We start from the raw sequence: 16053 nt of genomic DNA on the forward strand, positions 1-16053 counted from the left end.
GGCCCGGAACCGTACGGTTCCGGGCCCACTCGCGTGCGTCACTGTCAGCCGGTCAGGCCGCGTGGCTTGTTGCTGCCCGAGTCGCCCGGCTTCTCCGGAATTCCGAAGGTCGGCGACGACGAGTCGGTCGGGGGTGTGACGCCGCCCGACGGGTCGTCGGTCGGCGGGGTGGACTCGGGGGTCGACTCCGGGGCGCTCGGGGTGTCCTCCGGGGTGGACTCCGGGGCGCTCGGCGTGTCTTCCGGGGTGGACTCGGGGGCACTCGGGGTGTCCTGCGGGGTGGACGGCACCTGGACGGCAGCGCCCATGTCCGTGTCGAGGTCGAACTCGGTCGGCGAGCCCATCGCGTCGAACGTGTACGCCGCCCAGATCTCGGCCGGGAAGCCACCGCCGTTGACGCGGCCGCCGCCGCCGGCGCCCTTCAGCGTCACGTGCGTACCGGCCTTGATCACCGTGCCGTCGGACTTCTTGATGTCCGTGGCCTGCTCGCCGAACAGGCCGACCGAGGTGACCAGCTTCGGCGTGTAGCCCGTGAACCAGGCCGACTTGTCCTCGTCGGACGTACCGGTCTTGCCCGCGACGTCCTGGCGGGAGTTGCGCACGGCGAAGCCCGTACCGTCGTCGACCACGCCGGTGAGCACCGAGGTGACCGAGTCGGCGGCGCCGCGGCTGATGACCTGGGTGCCGATCGGGTCGGGCAGTTCGACCGTGCGGTCCTTGTGCTCGGCGCTCTTGAGGATCGCCGGGGTGACCTTCTTGCCGTGGTTGTCGAGGGTCGCGTAGACGCCCGCCATCTCCATCGGGCTGGCGCCCATGGAGCCCAGGGTCTGCGCGGGCACGGCCTGCTGGTCCTTGACGTCCATGCCGAGCTCGCCGGCCGTCTTCATGACCTCGTCCATCCCGACGTCGACGCCCATCTGCGCGAAGACGGAGTTGATGGACTTGTTCATGGCCTTCTGGACGGTGGAGGGGCCGTAGTCGACGTCGTCCTCGTTCGGCGGGGCGAAGCCGACCTTGCTGCCGCCGTCGACGACGGGGCGCCTGCTCGTGCCGTCGTAGATCGTGTTCGCGGTGATCGGCTTGCCGGTCTGCGTCTGCGCCTGATTCTCCAGGGCCGAGGCCAGAATGAGCGGCTTGAACGTGGAGGCGGGCTGGTAGTCGCGCCGCATCGCGTTGTTCGTCCAGTGCTTGGTGAGTCCCTCGCCGCCGTACATCGCGAGGACGCCGCCCGTCTTGGGGTCGACGGAGACGGCACCGGCCTGCGCATTGGCGTCGGTCTTGCGGGACTTGGGATTCAGCTTGCTGGTGAGCTTGGCCTTGACGGCCTTCTCCAGCTGGGCCTGCTTCTTCTTGTCTATGTTGAGCGTGATGGTCCAGCCCCCGTCGCTGACCATGTTCTCGGCGTCCTTCGCCGAGGAGCCCTGGGCGACGAGCTGCTGCTCCAGCGAGGCGTCGGCGGCCTTCACGAGATAGCCGGTCTGGCCTTCGAGGCCGGGCGCGGCCTTCGGCTTGTGCGGCTTGGGGAACTTCATGCCGGCCCGCTCGCTCGCGGAGAGCCAGTGCTTCTCGACCATGTTGTCGAGCACGTAGTTCCAGCGCTGCTTCACCAGCTTCTTGCCGGTGTCGGAGGCGACGGCCCAGTCGTACTGGCTGGGGGCCTGGAGCAGCGCGGCGAGGTACGCGCCCTGTGCCACGTCCAGCTTGCTCGCGTCGACGCCGTAGTAGGCCTGGGCGGCGGCCTGGATGCCCGAGGCGCCGCGGCCGTAGTAGCTGGTGTTGATGTACCCGGCGAGGATGTACTCCTTGGACTTCTGCCGGTCCACCTTCAGCGAGATGACGATTTCCTTCAGCTTGCGGCTGACCGTCTGGTCCTGCGTCAGGTAGTAGTTCTTCACGTACTGCTGGGTGATGGTCGAGCCACCCTGCTTGCCCTTGCCGGTGACCGTGTTGAGCACGCCGCGGGCGGTGCCGCGCAGGTCGACGCCCTTGTCGTCGTAGAACGACTTGTTCTCGGCGGCGACGAAGGTGTGCTGCACGCCCGTGGGCACCTCGGAGAGGTCCACGATCTCGCGGTTGACCTGGCCGGTGCGGGCCATGACCGAGCCGTCGCTGTACTTGTAGACGTTGCTCTGCTTCTTCGCGAGGGCGTTGCCCTCGGGCACGTCGATCACCAGGTACAGCACGATGAACGCGCCCATGCCGAGCAGGCACAGGCCGAGGAACGTGCCGAGGATCTTCTTCCAGGTGAAGAAGCGGCGTATACCCGTCCGCCGGGTGGACGAGCCCCCGCGCGCCGCCCGGCGCGCGCCGCCGCGCTGCCGTGCTCGTCTCTCGTCCGCTCGACCCATGGCTCCCGTTACTCCGCTTCTAGTCGCTGACACGTCCGCGCGCACAGTGCGCACTTCACGCTCGTCGGTGCTGAATCAGCTCATGAAGCTAACACCGCACCTAAGGGCAAAAGGATGCCGATCCGGGCATTTCCGGACGTGACAATCAGCACCTACCCCATGGGAACCGACGACCGGGAGGCTCGGATGGTTGCGTGATTCTCGATCGTGTGAACCGGATCGCACCAGACAGTACGGATTCGCGCGTCCTACGATGATGACCTCGGCACCAGCCCATGGGAGGCGCGAGATGTCCGCAGCAGGCGCCCGTTCGTCGCGGCCGGCCTGGACGGCGGCGAGACCGAGATCCTGGAAGGCGTCGGCCTGTGGCTGCCGGACGGCCCCGAGGACTTCGCCGTACCGGACCTCTGCGTGATCGACGCGGATTTCGAAGATCATCTCGTCGACCACAACTGCTACGACCCGGTGGCCTTCCGACTCGCCCTCGAAGTGACCTCCGGCAACTACCGCAACGACCTCCAGACCAAGGTCGTCGCCTACGGGAACGCGAAGGTCCCGGTCTGCGTGATCGTCGACCGCAAGCACAACCGTCTGCACGTCCTGACCGAGCCCATCGAGAAGAACCCCACCCCCGAGCGGCTATACACACTACGTATACCCGCTATGTATAGTGGCCGGCATGTCCATCGGTCACACCCTTCTGGGACTTCTCGAGTCGGGCCCACGGCACGGCTACGACCTCAAGCGCACCTTCGACGCCACCTTCGGGCACGACAAGCCGCTGCACTACGGACAGGTCTACTCGACCATGTCGCGGCTCCTGAAGAACGGCCTGGTCGAGGTCGACGGGATCGAGGCCGGCGGCGGCCCGGAACGCAAGCGCTACGCCATCACCGACGCCGGCATCACCGATGTCCAGCGCTGGCTCGCCACCCCCGAGGCGCCCGAGCCCTACCTCCAGTCCGTCCTCTACACGAAGGTCGTCCTCGCGCTGCTCACCGAGCGCGACGCCACCACGGTCCTGGACACCCAGCGCGCCGAGCACCTGCGCATGATGCGCATCCTCACCGACCGCAAGCGCAAGGGCGACCTCGCCGACCAGCTCATCTGCGACCACGCCCTGTTCCACCTCGAAGCGGACCTGCGCTGGCTCGAACTCGCCACCGCCCGCCTGGACAAGCTCGCCGCGGAGGTGCGCAAGCCATGACCCCCGCCGGCTCCCTCCTGACCGCCCACGGTCTGCACAAGACCTACGGCGCCACCAAGGCCCTCAACGGCGCCGAGTTCTCCGTCCACCCCGGCGAGGTCGTCGCCGTCATGGGCCCCTCCGGCTCCGGCAAGTCGACTCTCCTGCACTGCCTCGCCGGTATCGTCACCCCCGACGAAGGCACCATCACCTACGCCGGACAGAACCTGGCCACCCTGTCCGACGCCGCCCGCAGCGCCCTGCGTCGCAGCGACTTCGGCTTCGTCTTCCAGTTCGGCCAGCTCGTCCCCGAACTCACCTGCCTCGAGAACGTCGCCCTGCCCCTGCGCCTCAACGGCGCCAAGCGCAAGGCTGCCGAGGCCACCGCCCGCGCCTGGATGGAGCGCCTCGAGGTCGACGACCTCACCGGCCAGCGCCCCGGCGAGGTCTCCGGCGGACAGGGCCAGCGCGTCGCCGTCGCCCGCGCCCTGGCCACCAGCCCCCGCGTCCTGTTCGCCGACGAACCCACCGGCGCCCTCGACTCCCTCAACGGCGAGCGCGTCATGGAGCTGCTCACCGAAGCCGCCCGCTCCACCCACGCCGCCGTCGTCCTCGTCACCCACGAAGCCCGCGTCGCCGCCTACTCGGACCGCGAGATCATCGTCCGCGACGGCAGGTCCCGCGACATGGAGCGCATCGCATGAGCGTGACGCGTACGAAGCCGCAGCCCTCGCCCGCGGTCACGGCGGAGGCCTCGGCCCCCACCGGCGTGCGCGCCTGGATCCGCGATCTGGGCATGGGCATGCGCTTCGCGGCCGGCGGCGGGCGCGAGGGCTGGGTCCGCACGATCCTCACCGCCGTCGGCGTGGGCCTCGGCGTCGCGCTGCTGCTGGGCGCCGCGTCCGTGCCGTATCTGACCGACCACCGCAGCGACCGCTCCTCGGCGCGCGAGGCCGCGGACCGGATGACCCTCGCGGGCAAGATCAAGCGGTCCGACACGACCGTGCTGATGAGGAACACGTTCACGACGTTCCGCGACCGCTCGCTGGAGGGCAGGTTCGTACGCGCCGAGGGCAGCCGGCCCGTCCTGCCGCCCGGCCTCGGCAAGCTGCCCGGCGATCACGAGATGGTGGTCTCACCGGCGCTGCGCGACCTCCTCGACGACCCCGGCGCGAAGCTCCTCAAGGAGCGCTTCCGCGACTACCGCGTCACCGGAACGATCGCCGACGCCGGCCTGGTCTCCCCGCGGGAGCTCTTCTACTTCGCGGGATCCGACGCCCTCACGACCCGCGACGGCGGCTACCGGGCGGCGAGGTTCGGCTCCGACTTGTCGGAGCCGCTGAACGCGCTCCTGATGGTGCTCGTCGTACTGATCTGCGTCGTGCTGCTCACGCCTGTGGCCGTGTTCATCGGTACGGCGGTGCGGTTCGGCGGCGACCGCCGCGACCGGCGCCTGGCCGCGCTGCGCCTGGTCGGCGCGGACACCAGGGCGGTGCGGCGGATCGCGGCGGGTGAGTCCCTGTTCGGGGCGATGCTCGGCCTGGCCGTCGGCGCCGTGTTCTTCCTCGCCGTACGCCAACTGGTCGCCGTGGTCGACCTCGACAAGGTCAGCGCGTTCCCGTCCGACGTGCGGCCGGTGCCGGTGCTCGCCGCGCTGATCGTCGTGGCCGTGCCGCTCTCGGCGGTTCTCGTCACCGTCCTCTCGCTGCGCTCGGTGGCCATCGAGCCGCTCGGTGTCGTGCGCGGGGGCGCGCCGCGCAGGCGGCGTCTGTGGTGGCGGCTGCTCCTGCCCGTCACGGGCATCGGGATCCTCCTGGCCATCGGCCGGGTCAGCAGTACCGACCAGGACATCAACACATACGCCATCGCCACCGGCGCGACCCTGGCCCTGGTCGGCCTGAGCACGCTGCTTCCCTGGCTGCTCGAATCGGTCGTGGCCCGGCTGCGCGGCGGCCCTGTGCCATGGCAACTGGCAACGCGGCGGCTCCAGTTGAGCAGCGGCACCGCGGCCCGCGCGGTCAGCGGCATCACCATCGCGGTGGCCGGCGCGGTCGCCCTGCAGATGATGTTCGCGTCGATGCACGACGACTTCAACCGGGTCACGGGCCAGGACCCGCACCGCGCCCAGCTGACAGTGAACTCCCTGGCCGGCGACGGCAGGCTCGCGCAGCGGATGATCGACGACTTCCGTGCCACGAAGGGCGTCCAGAGCGTCATCGGCACCGTGTCGACGTACGCCACGCGCCCCGGCCCGGTTCCGGAGGGCGAGATCCAGCCCACGACGATGATCAGCATCGGCACCTGCGCGACCCTGCGTGAGCTGGCCCGCGTCGGCAGCTGCCGCGACGGCGACACGTTCGTCTCGCACACCGGCGACCGGAAGATGAACGACTGGGTCGACGAGTCGGCGCGCCCCGGCAAGCCCGTCGACGTAGGGCCCGGCGACGGCAGGAAGTCGAGCCAGATCCTGTGGACGCTGCCCGCGGACGCCCGCACGGTCCGGGCGCGGCCCAGCCCGACGGGTGACAAGGTCGACGGCATCCTCGCCACCCCCGGCGCGATCGACATCGCGAAGCTGACCGAGGCCACGACCACCGCCATGGTGCAGATCGACCCGAAGGTGCCGGACGCCGAGGAGTACGTGCGCAACACCGCGGCCCATATCGATCCGATGCTCGACGTGATGTCGATCAAGGCGGTCAACCGCGACAAGCAGTACGCGAGCATCGCGAGGGGACTGCAGATCGGCGCGGCCGCGACGATGGCCCTGATCGCGGCGTCCATGCTGGTCTCCACGCTGGAGCAACTGCGGGAGCGCAAGCGGCTGTTGGCGGCTCTGACCGCGTTCGGTACGCGGCGCCGTTCGATGGCCTGGTCGGTCCTGTGGCAGACGGCGATCCCGGTCGCCCTCGGCCTCGGCCTGGCGATCGGGGGCGGGCTCGGCCTGGGCTACGTCATGACCCGCATGATCGACAAGCAGGTCACCGACTGGTGGGTGTTCGCCCCACTGACGGCGGGCGGCGCCGCGCTCATCGCGGTGGTGACGCTCCTCAGCCTGCCGCCCCTGTGGCGCATGATGCGGCCGGACGGCCTGCGCACCGAGTAACGCGCCCTGCCGGTACGAGAGTTGTCGCGCCCCCCGAGGTCACAGCACCCGTACCGGCAGCGGCCGCACCGCATCGCGCAGCGCCGCGGCCAGCTCCTCGTACTCAGCGCTGCGCGCGGCGCCCGTCCGCATGGCGAGGGCGATGCGGCGGGTCGGCGCCGGGTCCTCGAAGAACCCGGTGAGCAACTGGCTGCTGCGGCTGGTCTCCACGGCGAGCGCGGTGCGCGGCAGCAGCGTCACGCCGAGCCCGCCCGCGACGAGCTGGACCAGCGTGGACAGGCCGGCGGCCGTCGTGGTCACCGGGGCGTCCGCGCGGCCGGCCTCGCGGCAGATGTCGAGCGCCTGGTCGCGCAGGCAGTGCCCCTCGTCGAGCAGCAGGAGCCGCAGCTCGCGCAGCGCCTCGCGCGGGATGCCCTCCCGGCCCCCGAGCCAGTGGTCGAGCGGCGTGACGAGCACGAAGTCCTCGTCGAACAGGGGCAGTTCGGTGACGCCGGGCATCCCGAGCGGCACGGCGAGCAGCAGCAGATCGAGCCGCCCGGCCGCGAGCCCCTCCAGGAGGGACGACGTCTGTTCCTCGTGGACCTGGAGGTCCAGATCCGGGTACTTCTCGTGGACGAGGCGCAGGACCGCCGGCAGGAGGTAGGGCGCCACGGTGGGGATGACGCCGAGCCGGAGCGCTCCCGTGAACGGCGCCCGTACCGCCTCGGCCTCCTCCATCAGCGCGCCCACCTCGTCGAGCACGGCCTTCGCGCGCACCGCGAGCCGCTCACCCGCGGGCGAGAGGAGCACCTTGCGGGTCGTGCGTTCGAGCAGGATCACGCCGAGGGACTCCTCCAGGGCGGACACGGCACCGGAGAGCGCGGGCTGGCTCATGCCGATCGCGGCGGCCGCGTCCCGGAAGTGCAGATGCTCCGCGACGGCGGCGAAGGCACGCAGCTGGGCGAGGCTCGGCTGTCGCCGCTTGGCGCTTGCCACGGTCACTCCCTTTACCTAGGGCTACTGATAGCCGGTTCCGATCAACACAACCGAGTCTAGCTATTTCCGTAATCAATGCACCCTGTGCCACGATCGTGGCCAGTCCAACCCCCTTGGAAAGCCCTCAAAAAGGGCCCATCCATGCTGCAAGGAGTAGTGCGTGCTCACTGTCGGTGACAAGTTCCCCCAGTTCGATCTGACTGCCTGTGTCTCCCTGGAGAAGGGCAAGGAGTTCGAGCAGATCGACCACAAGACCTACGAGGGCAAGTGGAAGATCGTCTTCGCGTGGCCCAAGGACTTCACCTTCGTGTGCCCGACCGAGATCGCCGCGTTCGGCAAGCTGAACGACGAGTTCGCCGACCGTGACGCCCAGATCCTCGGCTTCTCCGGTGACTCCGAGTTCGTGCACCACGCCTGGCGCAAGGACCACCCGGACCTGACCGACCTGCCCTTCCCGATGCTCGCCGACTCGAAGCACGAGCTCATGCGCGACCTCGGCATCGAGGGCGAGGACGGCTTCGCGCAGCGCGCCGTCTTCATCGTCGACCAGAACAACGAGATCCAGTTCACGATGGTGACCGCCGGTTCCGTGGGCCGTAACCCCAAGGAGGTCCTGCGGGTCCTCGACGCCCTGCAGACCGACGAGCTGTGCCCGTGCAACTGGACCAAGGGCGAGAACACCCTCGACCCGGTCGCGCTCCTGTCGGGCGAGTGATCTGACATGGCTCTCGACGAACTCAAGTCCGCCGTCCCGGACTACGCCAAGGACCTGCGCCTGAACCTCGGCTCGGTCATCGGCAACTCCGACCTGCCGCAGCAGCAGCTGTGGGGCACCGTGCTCGCCTGCGCGATCGCGTCCCGCTCCCCGCGCGTCCTGCGTGAGCTGGAGCCGGAGGCGAAGGCGAACCTGTCGCCGGAGGCGTACACGGCCGCCAAGTCGGCCGCCGCCGTCATGGCGATGAACAACGTCTTCTACCGCACGCGCCACCTGCTCTCCGACCCGGAGTACGGGACGCTGCGCGCCGGCCTGCGGATGAACGTCATCGGCAACCCGGGCGTCGAGAAGGTCGACTTCGAGCTGTGGTCCCTCGCGGTCTCCGCGATCAACGGCTGCGGCCAGTGCCTCGACTCGCACGAGCAGGTGCTGCGCAAGGCGGGCGTCGACCGCGAGACGATCCAGGAAGCATTCAAGATCGCCGCGGTCATCCAGGCCGTGGGCGTCACCCTGGACTCCGAGGACGTCCTGTCCTGACGGACGGATCACCCCGGTAACCGCATACGCGAACGCCGGGCGGGCTGAAGGAAATTCAGCCCGCCCGGCGTTCTCATGTGTCCGGATGTCCGGACGAAAGCCCTAGGTCTTCCCGGCCGTCGGATCGACCGGCGCCACGTCGATGGCCGTCGCTCCGTGCGGCGAAGGACCCTGCCGCAGCGCAGCCTCACGTGAGTACGCGCGCAGATAGCCGACGACCGTGTTCGTCACGGCCACGAGCGGCACCGCCACCACCGCACCGCCGATCCCGTTCACCAGGCCGCCGGCCGCGACGGAGAGCACCACCGCGAGCGGATGCACCCGCACGGCCCGGCCCAGGATGAACGGCTGGAGGATGTGGCCCTCGATCTGCTGCACGGCCAGCACCACCGCGAGCGTCATGACGGCAGTGAAAACACCCTGGGTCACCAGGGCCACCACCACCGCGAGCGCTCCCGAAATCACCGCACCCACCAGCGGGATGAACGCGAACAGGAAGATGAAGACGGCGAGCGGCACCGCCATCGGGACCCCGAGGAAGAAGATGCCGAGCCCGATGAAGATCGCGTCGATCAGGGCGACTATCACCGTGCCGCGCACGTACGCGGTGAGCGTGCGCCACGCACGGGGGCCCGCACCCGAGATGCCCGGCCGGGCCTGGGCCGGGACGAGCCTGGTGGTCCACTCCCAGATGCGCCGGCCGTCGTAGAGCAGGAACAGTGTCGAGAACATCGTGAGCAGGATGCCGGTGAGCGCCTCGACGATGACGGTCACGCCTTCGAGGCCGGCGGACGTGATCTGGTCGGTGTTGGCGCCGACCGCGTCGCGCAGGGACTTGGCGATGTCGTTGATCTGACTCTCGGTCACATGGAACGGGCTGTTGAGGAGCCATCTGCGCAGCTCGTCGATGCCGTCCTGGATCTGGTCCGAGAGGTTGTCGATGTTCTCCTGGACCTGCCAGACGACGAACCAGCCGACGAGTCCCATGATGACGAAGCCGAGGATCGCGGTGAGTGCGGTGGCCAGGCCCCGCGGCACGCCGTGCCTCCTCAGGCGGGCCACGGTCGGCTGGAGGAGCGCGGTGATGAGCATCGCGGCGACGAAGGCGTACACCACCAGCTGCACCGCGCTGATGACCTTCATCAGGACCCAGAGGGCGCCCGCGAGGACGAGCAGCCGCCAGCCGGCCTCGGCCGCGACCCGCATCCCCCACGGCACGGCCGCGACGGGGTCGGGCCTGGCCGCTATCGCGGGCGCGTACGCGGGCGGCGGGGGTACGTGGTCGCCGCCGCCGTTCTCCGGCCGGGTGACGGGCACTTGGGACGCCTCGGCGGCCATGTGCGCGGGTGCCCGAGCGGCATCAGGGGCGTGCGGGGCGGTGTCCGGAGCGGAGTCGTCCCCGCCGTCGTCACGCTCGGCCTCGGCGCGGCGCTCGTCCAGCCGCTCCCCCATCCGGCTCAGCTCATCGCCGAGCCGGCCGAGCCATCCTGGAACTCGCGACATGATCCGCCCTCTTCCCCCGCGCTCTCTCACCACTCCCCCGGGAGTCGTCGGCTCCGACCGTACATGCCCGAAGCCCCTCACCGTAGGACGGCGAGGGGCTCAGGAAGGTTGACGGGCTCGGGGCCCGTCATGAAGCTGTACCGGCTTCTAGTACCAGTGGTTGGCCTGCCAGAAGGTCCAGGCCTCACACGGGCTGCCGTAGCGGCTGTCCATGTAGTTGAGGCCCCACTTGATCTGGGTGGCCGGGTTGGTCTGCCAGTCGGCGCCCGCGGTGGAGTACTTGGACGCGGGCAGCGCCTGGAAGAGACCGTAGGCACCGGAGGAGGCGTTGGTCGCCCGGTAGTTCCAGCTGGACTCGTGGTCCACGATGTTGCTGAAGCACTGGAACTGCCCGGCGGGCACCATCTGACGCGCCATCGCCTGTATCTGCGACGCCGAGTAAGAGGCCTGCGTGGCGAAGCTGGAGGCGTCGCGGGTGGCCGAACGGCTGGCGACCTTCTTGGCCTCCGCGCGTTCCTTGGCGTCCCTCTCCGCCTTCTCCTTGGCGTCGGCTGCCGCCTGCTGCTTGGCGACGGCGTCCTCGGCGGCCTTCTTACGGGCTGCTTCCTCCGCCGACTTCTGAGCGGCGTTGTCCGCGGCGATGGCCTGCGTCTCCGCCTGCTGCGTCAGGGTGGCGGTCTGCACCTGGGCCTGCTGGCCCGCGGGTATGTCGGCGAGGAGGGTCGCGTCGCTCGCCGTGGCCTCAGCCTCGTTGGTGGAGGGCTGAGCGGTGCTGCCCGAGGCAACACCCACGACTGCGCCGACTGTGGTGACCGCGGTGGCCGAAGCCACTGCGAATCCCCGGACCGAAATCCGGCTCACACGGTTTCCTTCCAGCATCGCCCGCTGTAGGTGACCCTCGCGGACGCAATCGTGCCCCTGACGCTGGCCTCCCAACTGCGGGGTCACGGGAGACACGGGCCCGGTGGGCAACTCCCGCTACGGGAGAGCCGCGTGGTGCTCGGGCGGCATACGACAGCCTCTGTGAAGTTCTGGTGTTCGTGGTGCTCTTCATGCTGTGGATGCACAAGTGTCGTATGCGGGGCCTGACAGGACTGAGACTCTGCCGGACGCGGTTGCCTCAAGGCAATTCTCATCCAAGTGGGAAAGCTCACACCTCGTTTGCCCCAGCGGTTTCACGGAAACAAGCGCACGGCACAACGCCGCCCGGCTAAGCTCCTGCGCTTCGCCGGGCGGCGCCAACTACCGCGTAACCCCTACAAGGTGGGGCGCTTCGCTCGCTCTCTCCTCACAAGGGGCCGTCCTCCAGCATCTCGGTGACCAGGGCCGCGATCTGTGAACGCTCCGACCGCGTGAGCGTGACGTGCGCGAACAGCGGGTGCCCCTTCAGCTTTTCGACAACGGCGACCACACCGTCGTACCGGCCGACCCTGAGGTTGTCGCGCTGCGCCACGTCGTGCGTGAGCACAACCCGCGAATTCGCCCCGATCCTCGACAGAACGGTCAAAAGGACGTTCCGTTCGAGGGATTGGGCCTCGTCCACGATCACGAACGCGTCGTGCAGGGAGCGACCGCGGATGTGGGTCAGCGGCAGGACCTCCAGCATGCCGCGCGCGGTGACCTCCTCGATGACGGCCTTGCCGGCGACGGACCCGAGCGTGTCGAAGACCGCCTGCGCCCACGGGCCCATCTTCTCGGCCTCGGTGCCGGGCAGATAGCCGAGCTCCTGGCCGCCCACCGCGTACAGCGGACGGAAGACCATCACCTTCTGGTGCTGACGCCGTTCGAGCACCGCTTCGAGGCCCGCGCAGAGCGCGAGCGCCGACTTGCCGGTGCCGGCCCGGCCACCCATCGACAGGATCCCGATGTCCGGGTCGAGGAGCAGATCGAGCGCGATGCGCTGCTCGGCGCTGCGTCCCTTGATGCCGAACGCCTCACGGTCGCCGCGCACCAGACGGACGTTGCCCTCGGCCGTGATCCTGCCGAGCGCCTTGCCGCGCTCGGACTGGATGGTGAGGCCGGTGTGGACGGGCAGCTCCGCCGCCTCCGGTACGTACAGGCTCTCCTCCTCGAAGAGGAGGTCCACCTGCTCACCGGAGAGCCGCAGCTCGGACATCCCGGTCCAGCCGGAGTCCGTGATGGCGAGCTCGGCGCGGTACTCCTCGGCGAGCAGGCCGACCGACGACGCCTTGATGCGCAGCGGCAGGTCCTTGGAGACGACGGTGACGTCGTACCCCTCGGCCTGGAGGTTGCGGGCGACGGCGAGGATGCGGGAGTCGTTGTCCCCCAGGCGGTAACCCGCCGGGAGAACGCCCGGATCCGAGTGGTTGAGCTCGACGCGCAGGGTCCCGCCCAGATCACCGATGGGGATCGGGGCGTCGAGGCGTCCGTGGCGGATACGGAAGTCGTCGAGCAGGCGCAGGGCCTGCCGGGCGAAGTATCCGAGCTCCGGATGATGCCGCTTGGCCTCCAGTTCCGTGACCACGACGATCGGGAGCACCACTTCGTGCTCGTCGAACCTGGTCAGGGCGTTCGGGTCGGCCAGCAGGACGCTGGTGTCGAGAACATAAGTGCGCCGGTCGGGCTGGCGCTTGTTGCTGGTCACCACGGAAGGACGTACCCCCTCGGATGAGGTCGGGGAGCGACAGAGGGATCCCGGGCCGGGCGGGGCGGGTCGTACCCGCCGGTCGACGGCCGCGATGCGTGGGCCGTGGACCGGCCCCCAGCCTCTCCAGCGGAGCACGTGCTCTCCGCGTGGTCGTCCTGGCGCAAAGGGCCTCCCGGGCGGACAGCCCCGTGCCGTCCGCTGAGACTCGACGTCCGTGAATCGGACATCGACCTGGAAGGCTTATTCCCTCGAACACGCGCGGCCATGCCACGGCATATGACGGCGCGCGCGTTAACTCCTGGTGACGTACGTCCCCGAGGTCAGCCGCCGTAACGCCGGTGACGGGCGGCGTAGTCGCGCAGGGCGCGCAGGAAGTCCACCTTGCGGAAGGCGGGCCAGAAAACTTCGCAGAAGTAGTACTCGGAGTGGGCCGACTGCCAGAGCATGAATCCGGACAGGCGCTGCTCGCCGCTCGTGCGGATGACGAGGTCGGGGTCGGGCTGCCCGCTGGTGTAGAGGTGCTTGGAGATCTGGTCGATGTCGACGCTCTCGGCGATCTCCTCGAGGGCGGTGCCCTTGTCCGCGTGGTCAAGCAGCAGGGAGCGCACCGCGTCGGCGATCTCCTGGCGGCCGCCGTAGCCGACCGCGACGTTCACGAGTATTCCCGTGTTGTCGGCGGTGGCCTGCTCGGCCTCCTTGAGGACGGTCTGGGTGCGGGCGGGGAGGAGGTCGAGGGTGCCGACGTGGTGGACGCGCCAGCGGCCGTCGACGGCGAGGCTGCGGACGGTCTCCTCGATGATGCCGAGGAGCGGCCGCAGCTCCTCCTCGGGACGGTCGAAGTTGTCCGTCGACAGCATCCAGAGGGTGACGACCTCGACGTCCGTCTCGGCGCACCAGCCGAGGAACTCCTCGATCTTGTACGCGCCGGCCTGGTGACCCTGCGCCGCAGTGCCACCGGAGGCCTTCGCCCAGCGCCTGTTCCCGTCGAGGATGACCCCGATGTGTTTGGGCACCTGATCGTGGTCGAGACGGCCTTCCACCCGGCGTGCGTAAAGTCCGTACACCAGGTCGCGCAGGTTCACTGTCTTTCAGCCCCTCCGTGCAGACGGCAGTCCCCGAGGGCGAAAGCCTACCGCTGTGAGGCGTCGCCCTCACTGTGGGGTGTCTGTGCTCCGATGCTGTGGGCTGTCGGTGCTCTGACGTAGCTTCGTACCCATGAACGACACGTCTTCCTACCGCGCCGCCGCGGACCGCTACGACTCGATGGAGTACCGGCGCAGCGGCCGCAGCGGTCTCAAGCTGCCCGCGATCTCGCTCGGCCTGTGGCACAACTTCGGTGACGACCGCACCCTCGACTCGCAGCGGGAGATCCTCCGCCGCGCTTTTGACATCGGTGTCACGCACTTCGACCTCGCGAACAACTACGGGCCGCCCCCCGGCTCCGCCGAGCTGAACTTCGGCAAGATGTTCGCCCAGGACTTCGCCCCGTACCGGGATGAGCTGGTCATTTCGACCAAGGCGGGCTATCTCATGCACCCGGGCCCGTACGGGGAGTGGGGCAGCCGCAAGTACCTGCTGTCGTCCCTCGACGCGTCCCTGTCACGGATGGGCCTCGACTACGTCGACATCTTCTACTCCCACCGCTTCGACCCGGACACCCCGCTCGAGGAGACGATGGGCGCGCTCGCGTCCGCCGTGCAGCAGGGCAAGGCGCTGTACGTGGGTGTGTCCTCGTACAACAGCGAGCAGACCGCCGAGGCGGCGCGCCTGCTGAAGGAGATGGGTGTCCCAGCACTCATCCACCAGCCCTCGTACTCGATGATCAACCGCTGGACCGAGGACGACGGCCTGCTCGACACGCTGGAGACGGCCGGCATGGGCTGCATCTCCTTCGTGCCGCTCGCGCAGGGCCTGCTCACGGACAAGTACCTCAAGGGCATCCCGGAGGGGTCGCGCGCCACGCAGGGCAAGTCCCTCGACCCGGGCCTCGCGGGCGACTCCGAGGTCATCCGCCGGCTGAACGGGCTGAACGACATCGCTCAGCGCCGCGGCCAGTCCCTCGCGCAGCTCGCGCTCAACTGGGTGCTGCGGGACGAGCGGATGACGTCGGCCCTGATCGGCGCCTCCAGCGTCCGGCAGCTCGAGGAGAACGTGGCGGCGCTGGCGGGCCCGAAGCTCACCGACGAAGAGCTGTCCGAAATCGACTCGTTCGCAGTGTCGACCCCGGGCACGAACATCTGGGCCGGACGGAGCTGACCCCTCCCGTTCCGTTCCGCGGGCCGCGGCCCTCGCGCCAGGACACTCCCTAGGCGCCGGGGGTACGCGGCCTGCGGAACCACGCGCCCGTGCTCGCCTGGCCGAGCAGGACGACCATGACGACCGCTCCGACCAGCGCGATGGGCCCGCCGATGTTGCCGCGCATCGTTGCGCTCAGGCCGAGCAGGATCTGCACGCTCGCGATGACGATCGACGTGACGCGCAGCCCACGTCCCGCCCTCCCGTAGAAGCAGGCGAGGACCAGCAGCGCGACGCCGAAGATGTTCCCGCCGAACGCGGCGCCGGCGCCCCGTGCCCCCTCCGTCACGCCGACGGCCACGGAGGCGAGGAGCGCGAGGCCGACCATCACGTACGTGGTCGTCCGGGCGGCGCGGAGCGAGGACGGCATGCTCAGGGGCGGCGCTGGGGCGACCTGCGGGTTCACCCCGTACGGTCCGGGCGCTTTGCAGGGGCCGGGGATGTAGGGGACGGGAGCGCCGTGCTGACCCGGGCCGCCGTACGGGCCGGGAGCGGAGGGCGGCGCCTGGTGCGGATAGTCGTTCGGCATGCCGGGGACTCTAATCGCGGCTCCGTGGCCCGGGGGGCGCACGCGCGCGGCCCGGTCGGAGACAAAAAAACGGGCCGGTCCGAGGGGGGGAGACGGACCGGCCCGAGGGGGGGTTTCCACCATAACCCTTCGTAAGTGATGGTGGGTGCATCGGCGTGCCACAACTACTCTCCGAAGTCGCCCGACGACGGCTGGAGGTCTGTTTCCGGCCGCTTCGGGCGGGGTTTCGCAATGGTTTTCCCGGCTTGCGG

At 69.5% G+C, this 16053-nt stretch carries 13 protein-coding genes and 1 pseudogene; 7 read left to right on the forward strand and 7 right to left on the reverse strand.

Annotated features, from left to right (window positions below):
* Nucleotides 1-44: 44 nt before the first annotated feature.
* Nucleotides 45-2348: a transglycosylase domain-containing protein gene (locus ACWFR4_RS09570; RefSeq protein WP_453651765.1), complete on the reverse strand. Its 2304-nt coding sequence runs from the start codon at nucleotides 2346-2348 to the stop codon at nucleotides 45-47.
* Between the two features lie 411 nt (nucleotides 2349-2759).
* Here ACWFR4_RS09570 and ACWFR4_RS09575 point away from each other — a divergent pair.
* The 4 genes and pseudogenes from ACWFR4_RS09575 to ACWFR4_RS09590 form a co-directional block, all read left to right on the forward strand.
* A pseudogene (locus ACWFR4_RS09575) lies at nucleotides 2760-2909 on the forward strand (Uma2 family endonuclease); the annotation flags it as partial.
* A 118-nt stretch (nucleotides 2910-3027) separates the two neighbouring features.
* Entirely contained in the window at nucleotides 3028-3555 is a 528-nt protein-coding gene (locus ACWFR4_RS09580; protein ID WP_389533500.1) for a PadR family transcriptional regulator, read from the forward strand.
* The gene (locus tag ACWFR4_RS09585; RefSeq protein WP_227297022.1) at nucleotides 3552-4238 is read left to right on the forward strand and encodes an ABC transporter ATP-binding protein; all 687 of its coding nucleotides are present in this window, start codon (nucleotides 3552-3554) and stop codon (nucleotides 4236-4238) included. The genes ACWFR4_RS09580 and ACWFR4_RS09585 overlap by 4 nt, the downstream gene beginning before the upstream one ends.
* Nucleotides 4235-6640, forward strand: coding sequence for an FtsX-like permease family protein (locus ACWFR4_RS09590; RefSeq protein WP_453651768.1), 2406 nt, complete (start codon nucleotides 4235-4237; stop codon nucleotides 6638-6640). Before ACWFR4_RS09585 ends, ACWFR4_RS09590 begins: the two co-directional genes overlap by 4 nt.
* Nucleotides 6641-6679: 39 nt before the next feature.
* Here ACWFR4_RS09590 and ACWFR4_RS09595 read toward each other — a convergent pair whose 3' ends face one another.
* Entirely contained in the window at nucleotides 6680-7615 is a 936-nt protein-coding gene (locus ACWFR4_RS09595) for a LysR substrate-binding domain-containing protein (RefSeq protein WP_453468361.1), read from the reverse strand.
* Nucleotides 7616-7775: 160 nt separating this feature from the next.
* Here ACWFR4_RS09595 and ACWFR4_RS09600 point away from each other — a divergent pair, with 160 nt between their 5' ends.
* Together ACWFR4_RS09600 and ACWFR4_RS09605 are read left to right on the forward strand one after the other, a co-directional pair.
* Nucleotides 7776-8330: a peroxiredoxin gene (locus ACWFR4_RS09600; protein ID WP_100598182.1), complete on the forward strand. Its 555-nt coding sequence runs from the start codon at nucleotides 7776-7778 to the stop codon at nucleotides 8328-8330.
* A 6-nt stretch (nucleotides 8331-8336) separates the two neighbouring features.
* On the forward strand, nucleotides 8337-8867 hold the full coding sequence (locus ACWFR4_RS09605; protein ID WP_100598183.1) for an alkyl hydroperoxide reductase: 531 nt from the start codon (nucleotides 8337-8339) through the stop codon (nucleotides 8865-8867).
* Nucleotides 8868-8969: 102 nt separating this feature from the next.
* On the opposite strand, the gene ACWFR4_RS09610 is transcribed toward ACWFR4_RS09605, so the two are convergent.
* From ACWFR4_RS09610 to ACWFR4_RS09625, 4 genes are all read right to left on the reverse strand, one after another.
* A complete protein-coding gene (locus ACWFR4_RS09610) occupies nucleotides 8970-10370 on the reverse strand; it encodes an AI-2E family transporter (protein ID WP_453651770.1) in 1401 nt (466 codons plus the stop codon).
* A 147-nt stretch (nucleotides 10371-10517) separates the two neighbouring features.
* Nucleotides 10518-11249 (reverse strand): aggregation-promoting factor C-terminal-like domain-containing protein, encoded by a 732-nt coding sequence (locus ACWFR4_RS09615; protein ID WP_453467777.1) that lies wholly within the window; start codon nucleotides 11247-11249, stop codon nucleotides 10518-10520.
* Nucleotides 11250-11658: 409 nt separating this feature from the next.
* Nucleotides 11659-12978, reverse strand: coding sequence for a PhoH family protein (locus ACWFR4_RS09620; protein WP_100598186.1), 1320 nt, complete (start codon nucleotides 12976-12978; stop codon nucleotides 11659-11661).
* A 320-nt stretch (nucleotides 12979-13298) separates the two neighbouring features.
* Entirely contained in the window at nucleotides 13299-14060 is a 762-nt protein-coding gene (locus ACWFR4_RS09625) for an isoprenyl transferase (RefSeq protein ID WP_116510472.1), read from the reverse strand.
* A gap of 133 nt (nucleotides 14061-14193) precedes the next feature.
* On the opposite strand from ACWFR4_RS09625, the gene mgrA reads away from it, so the two are divergent.
* Entirely contained in the window at nucleotides 14194-15234 is a 1041-nt protein-coding gene (gene mgrA / locus ACWFR4_RS09630; RefSeq protein ID WP_453467775.1) for an L-glyceraldehyde 3-phosphate reductase, read from the forward strand.
* Nucleotides 15235-15283: 49 nt separating this feature from the next.
* On the opposite strand, the gene ACWFR4_RS09635 is transcribed toward mgrA, so the two are convergent.
* Nucleotides 15284-15802, reverse strand: coding sequence for a hypothetical protein (locus tag ACWFR4_RS09635; RefSeq protein WP_453467773.1), 519 nt, complete (start codon nucleotides 15800-15802; stop codon nucleotides 15284-15286).
* Between the last annotated feature and the right edge of the window lie 251 nt (nucleotides 15803-16053).

This window comes from Streptomyces sp. NPDC055140, assembly GCF_053607285.1.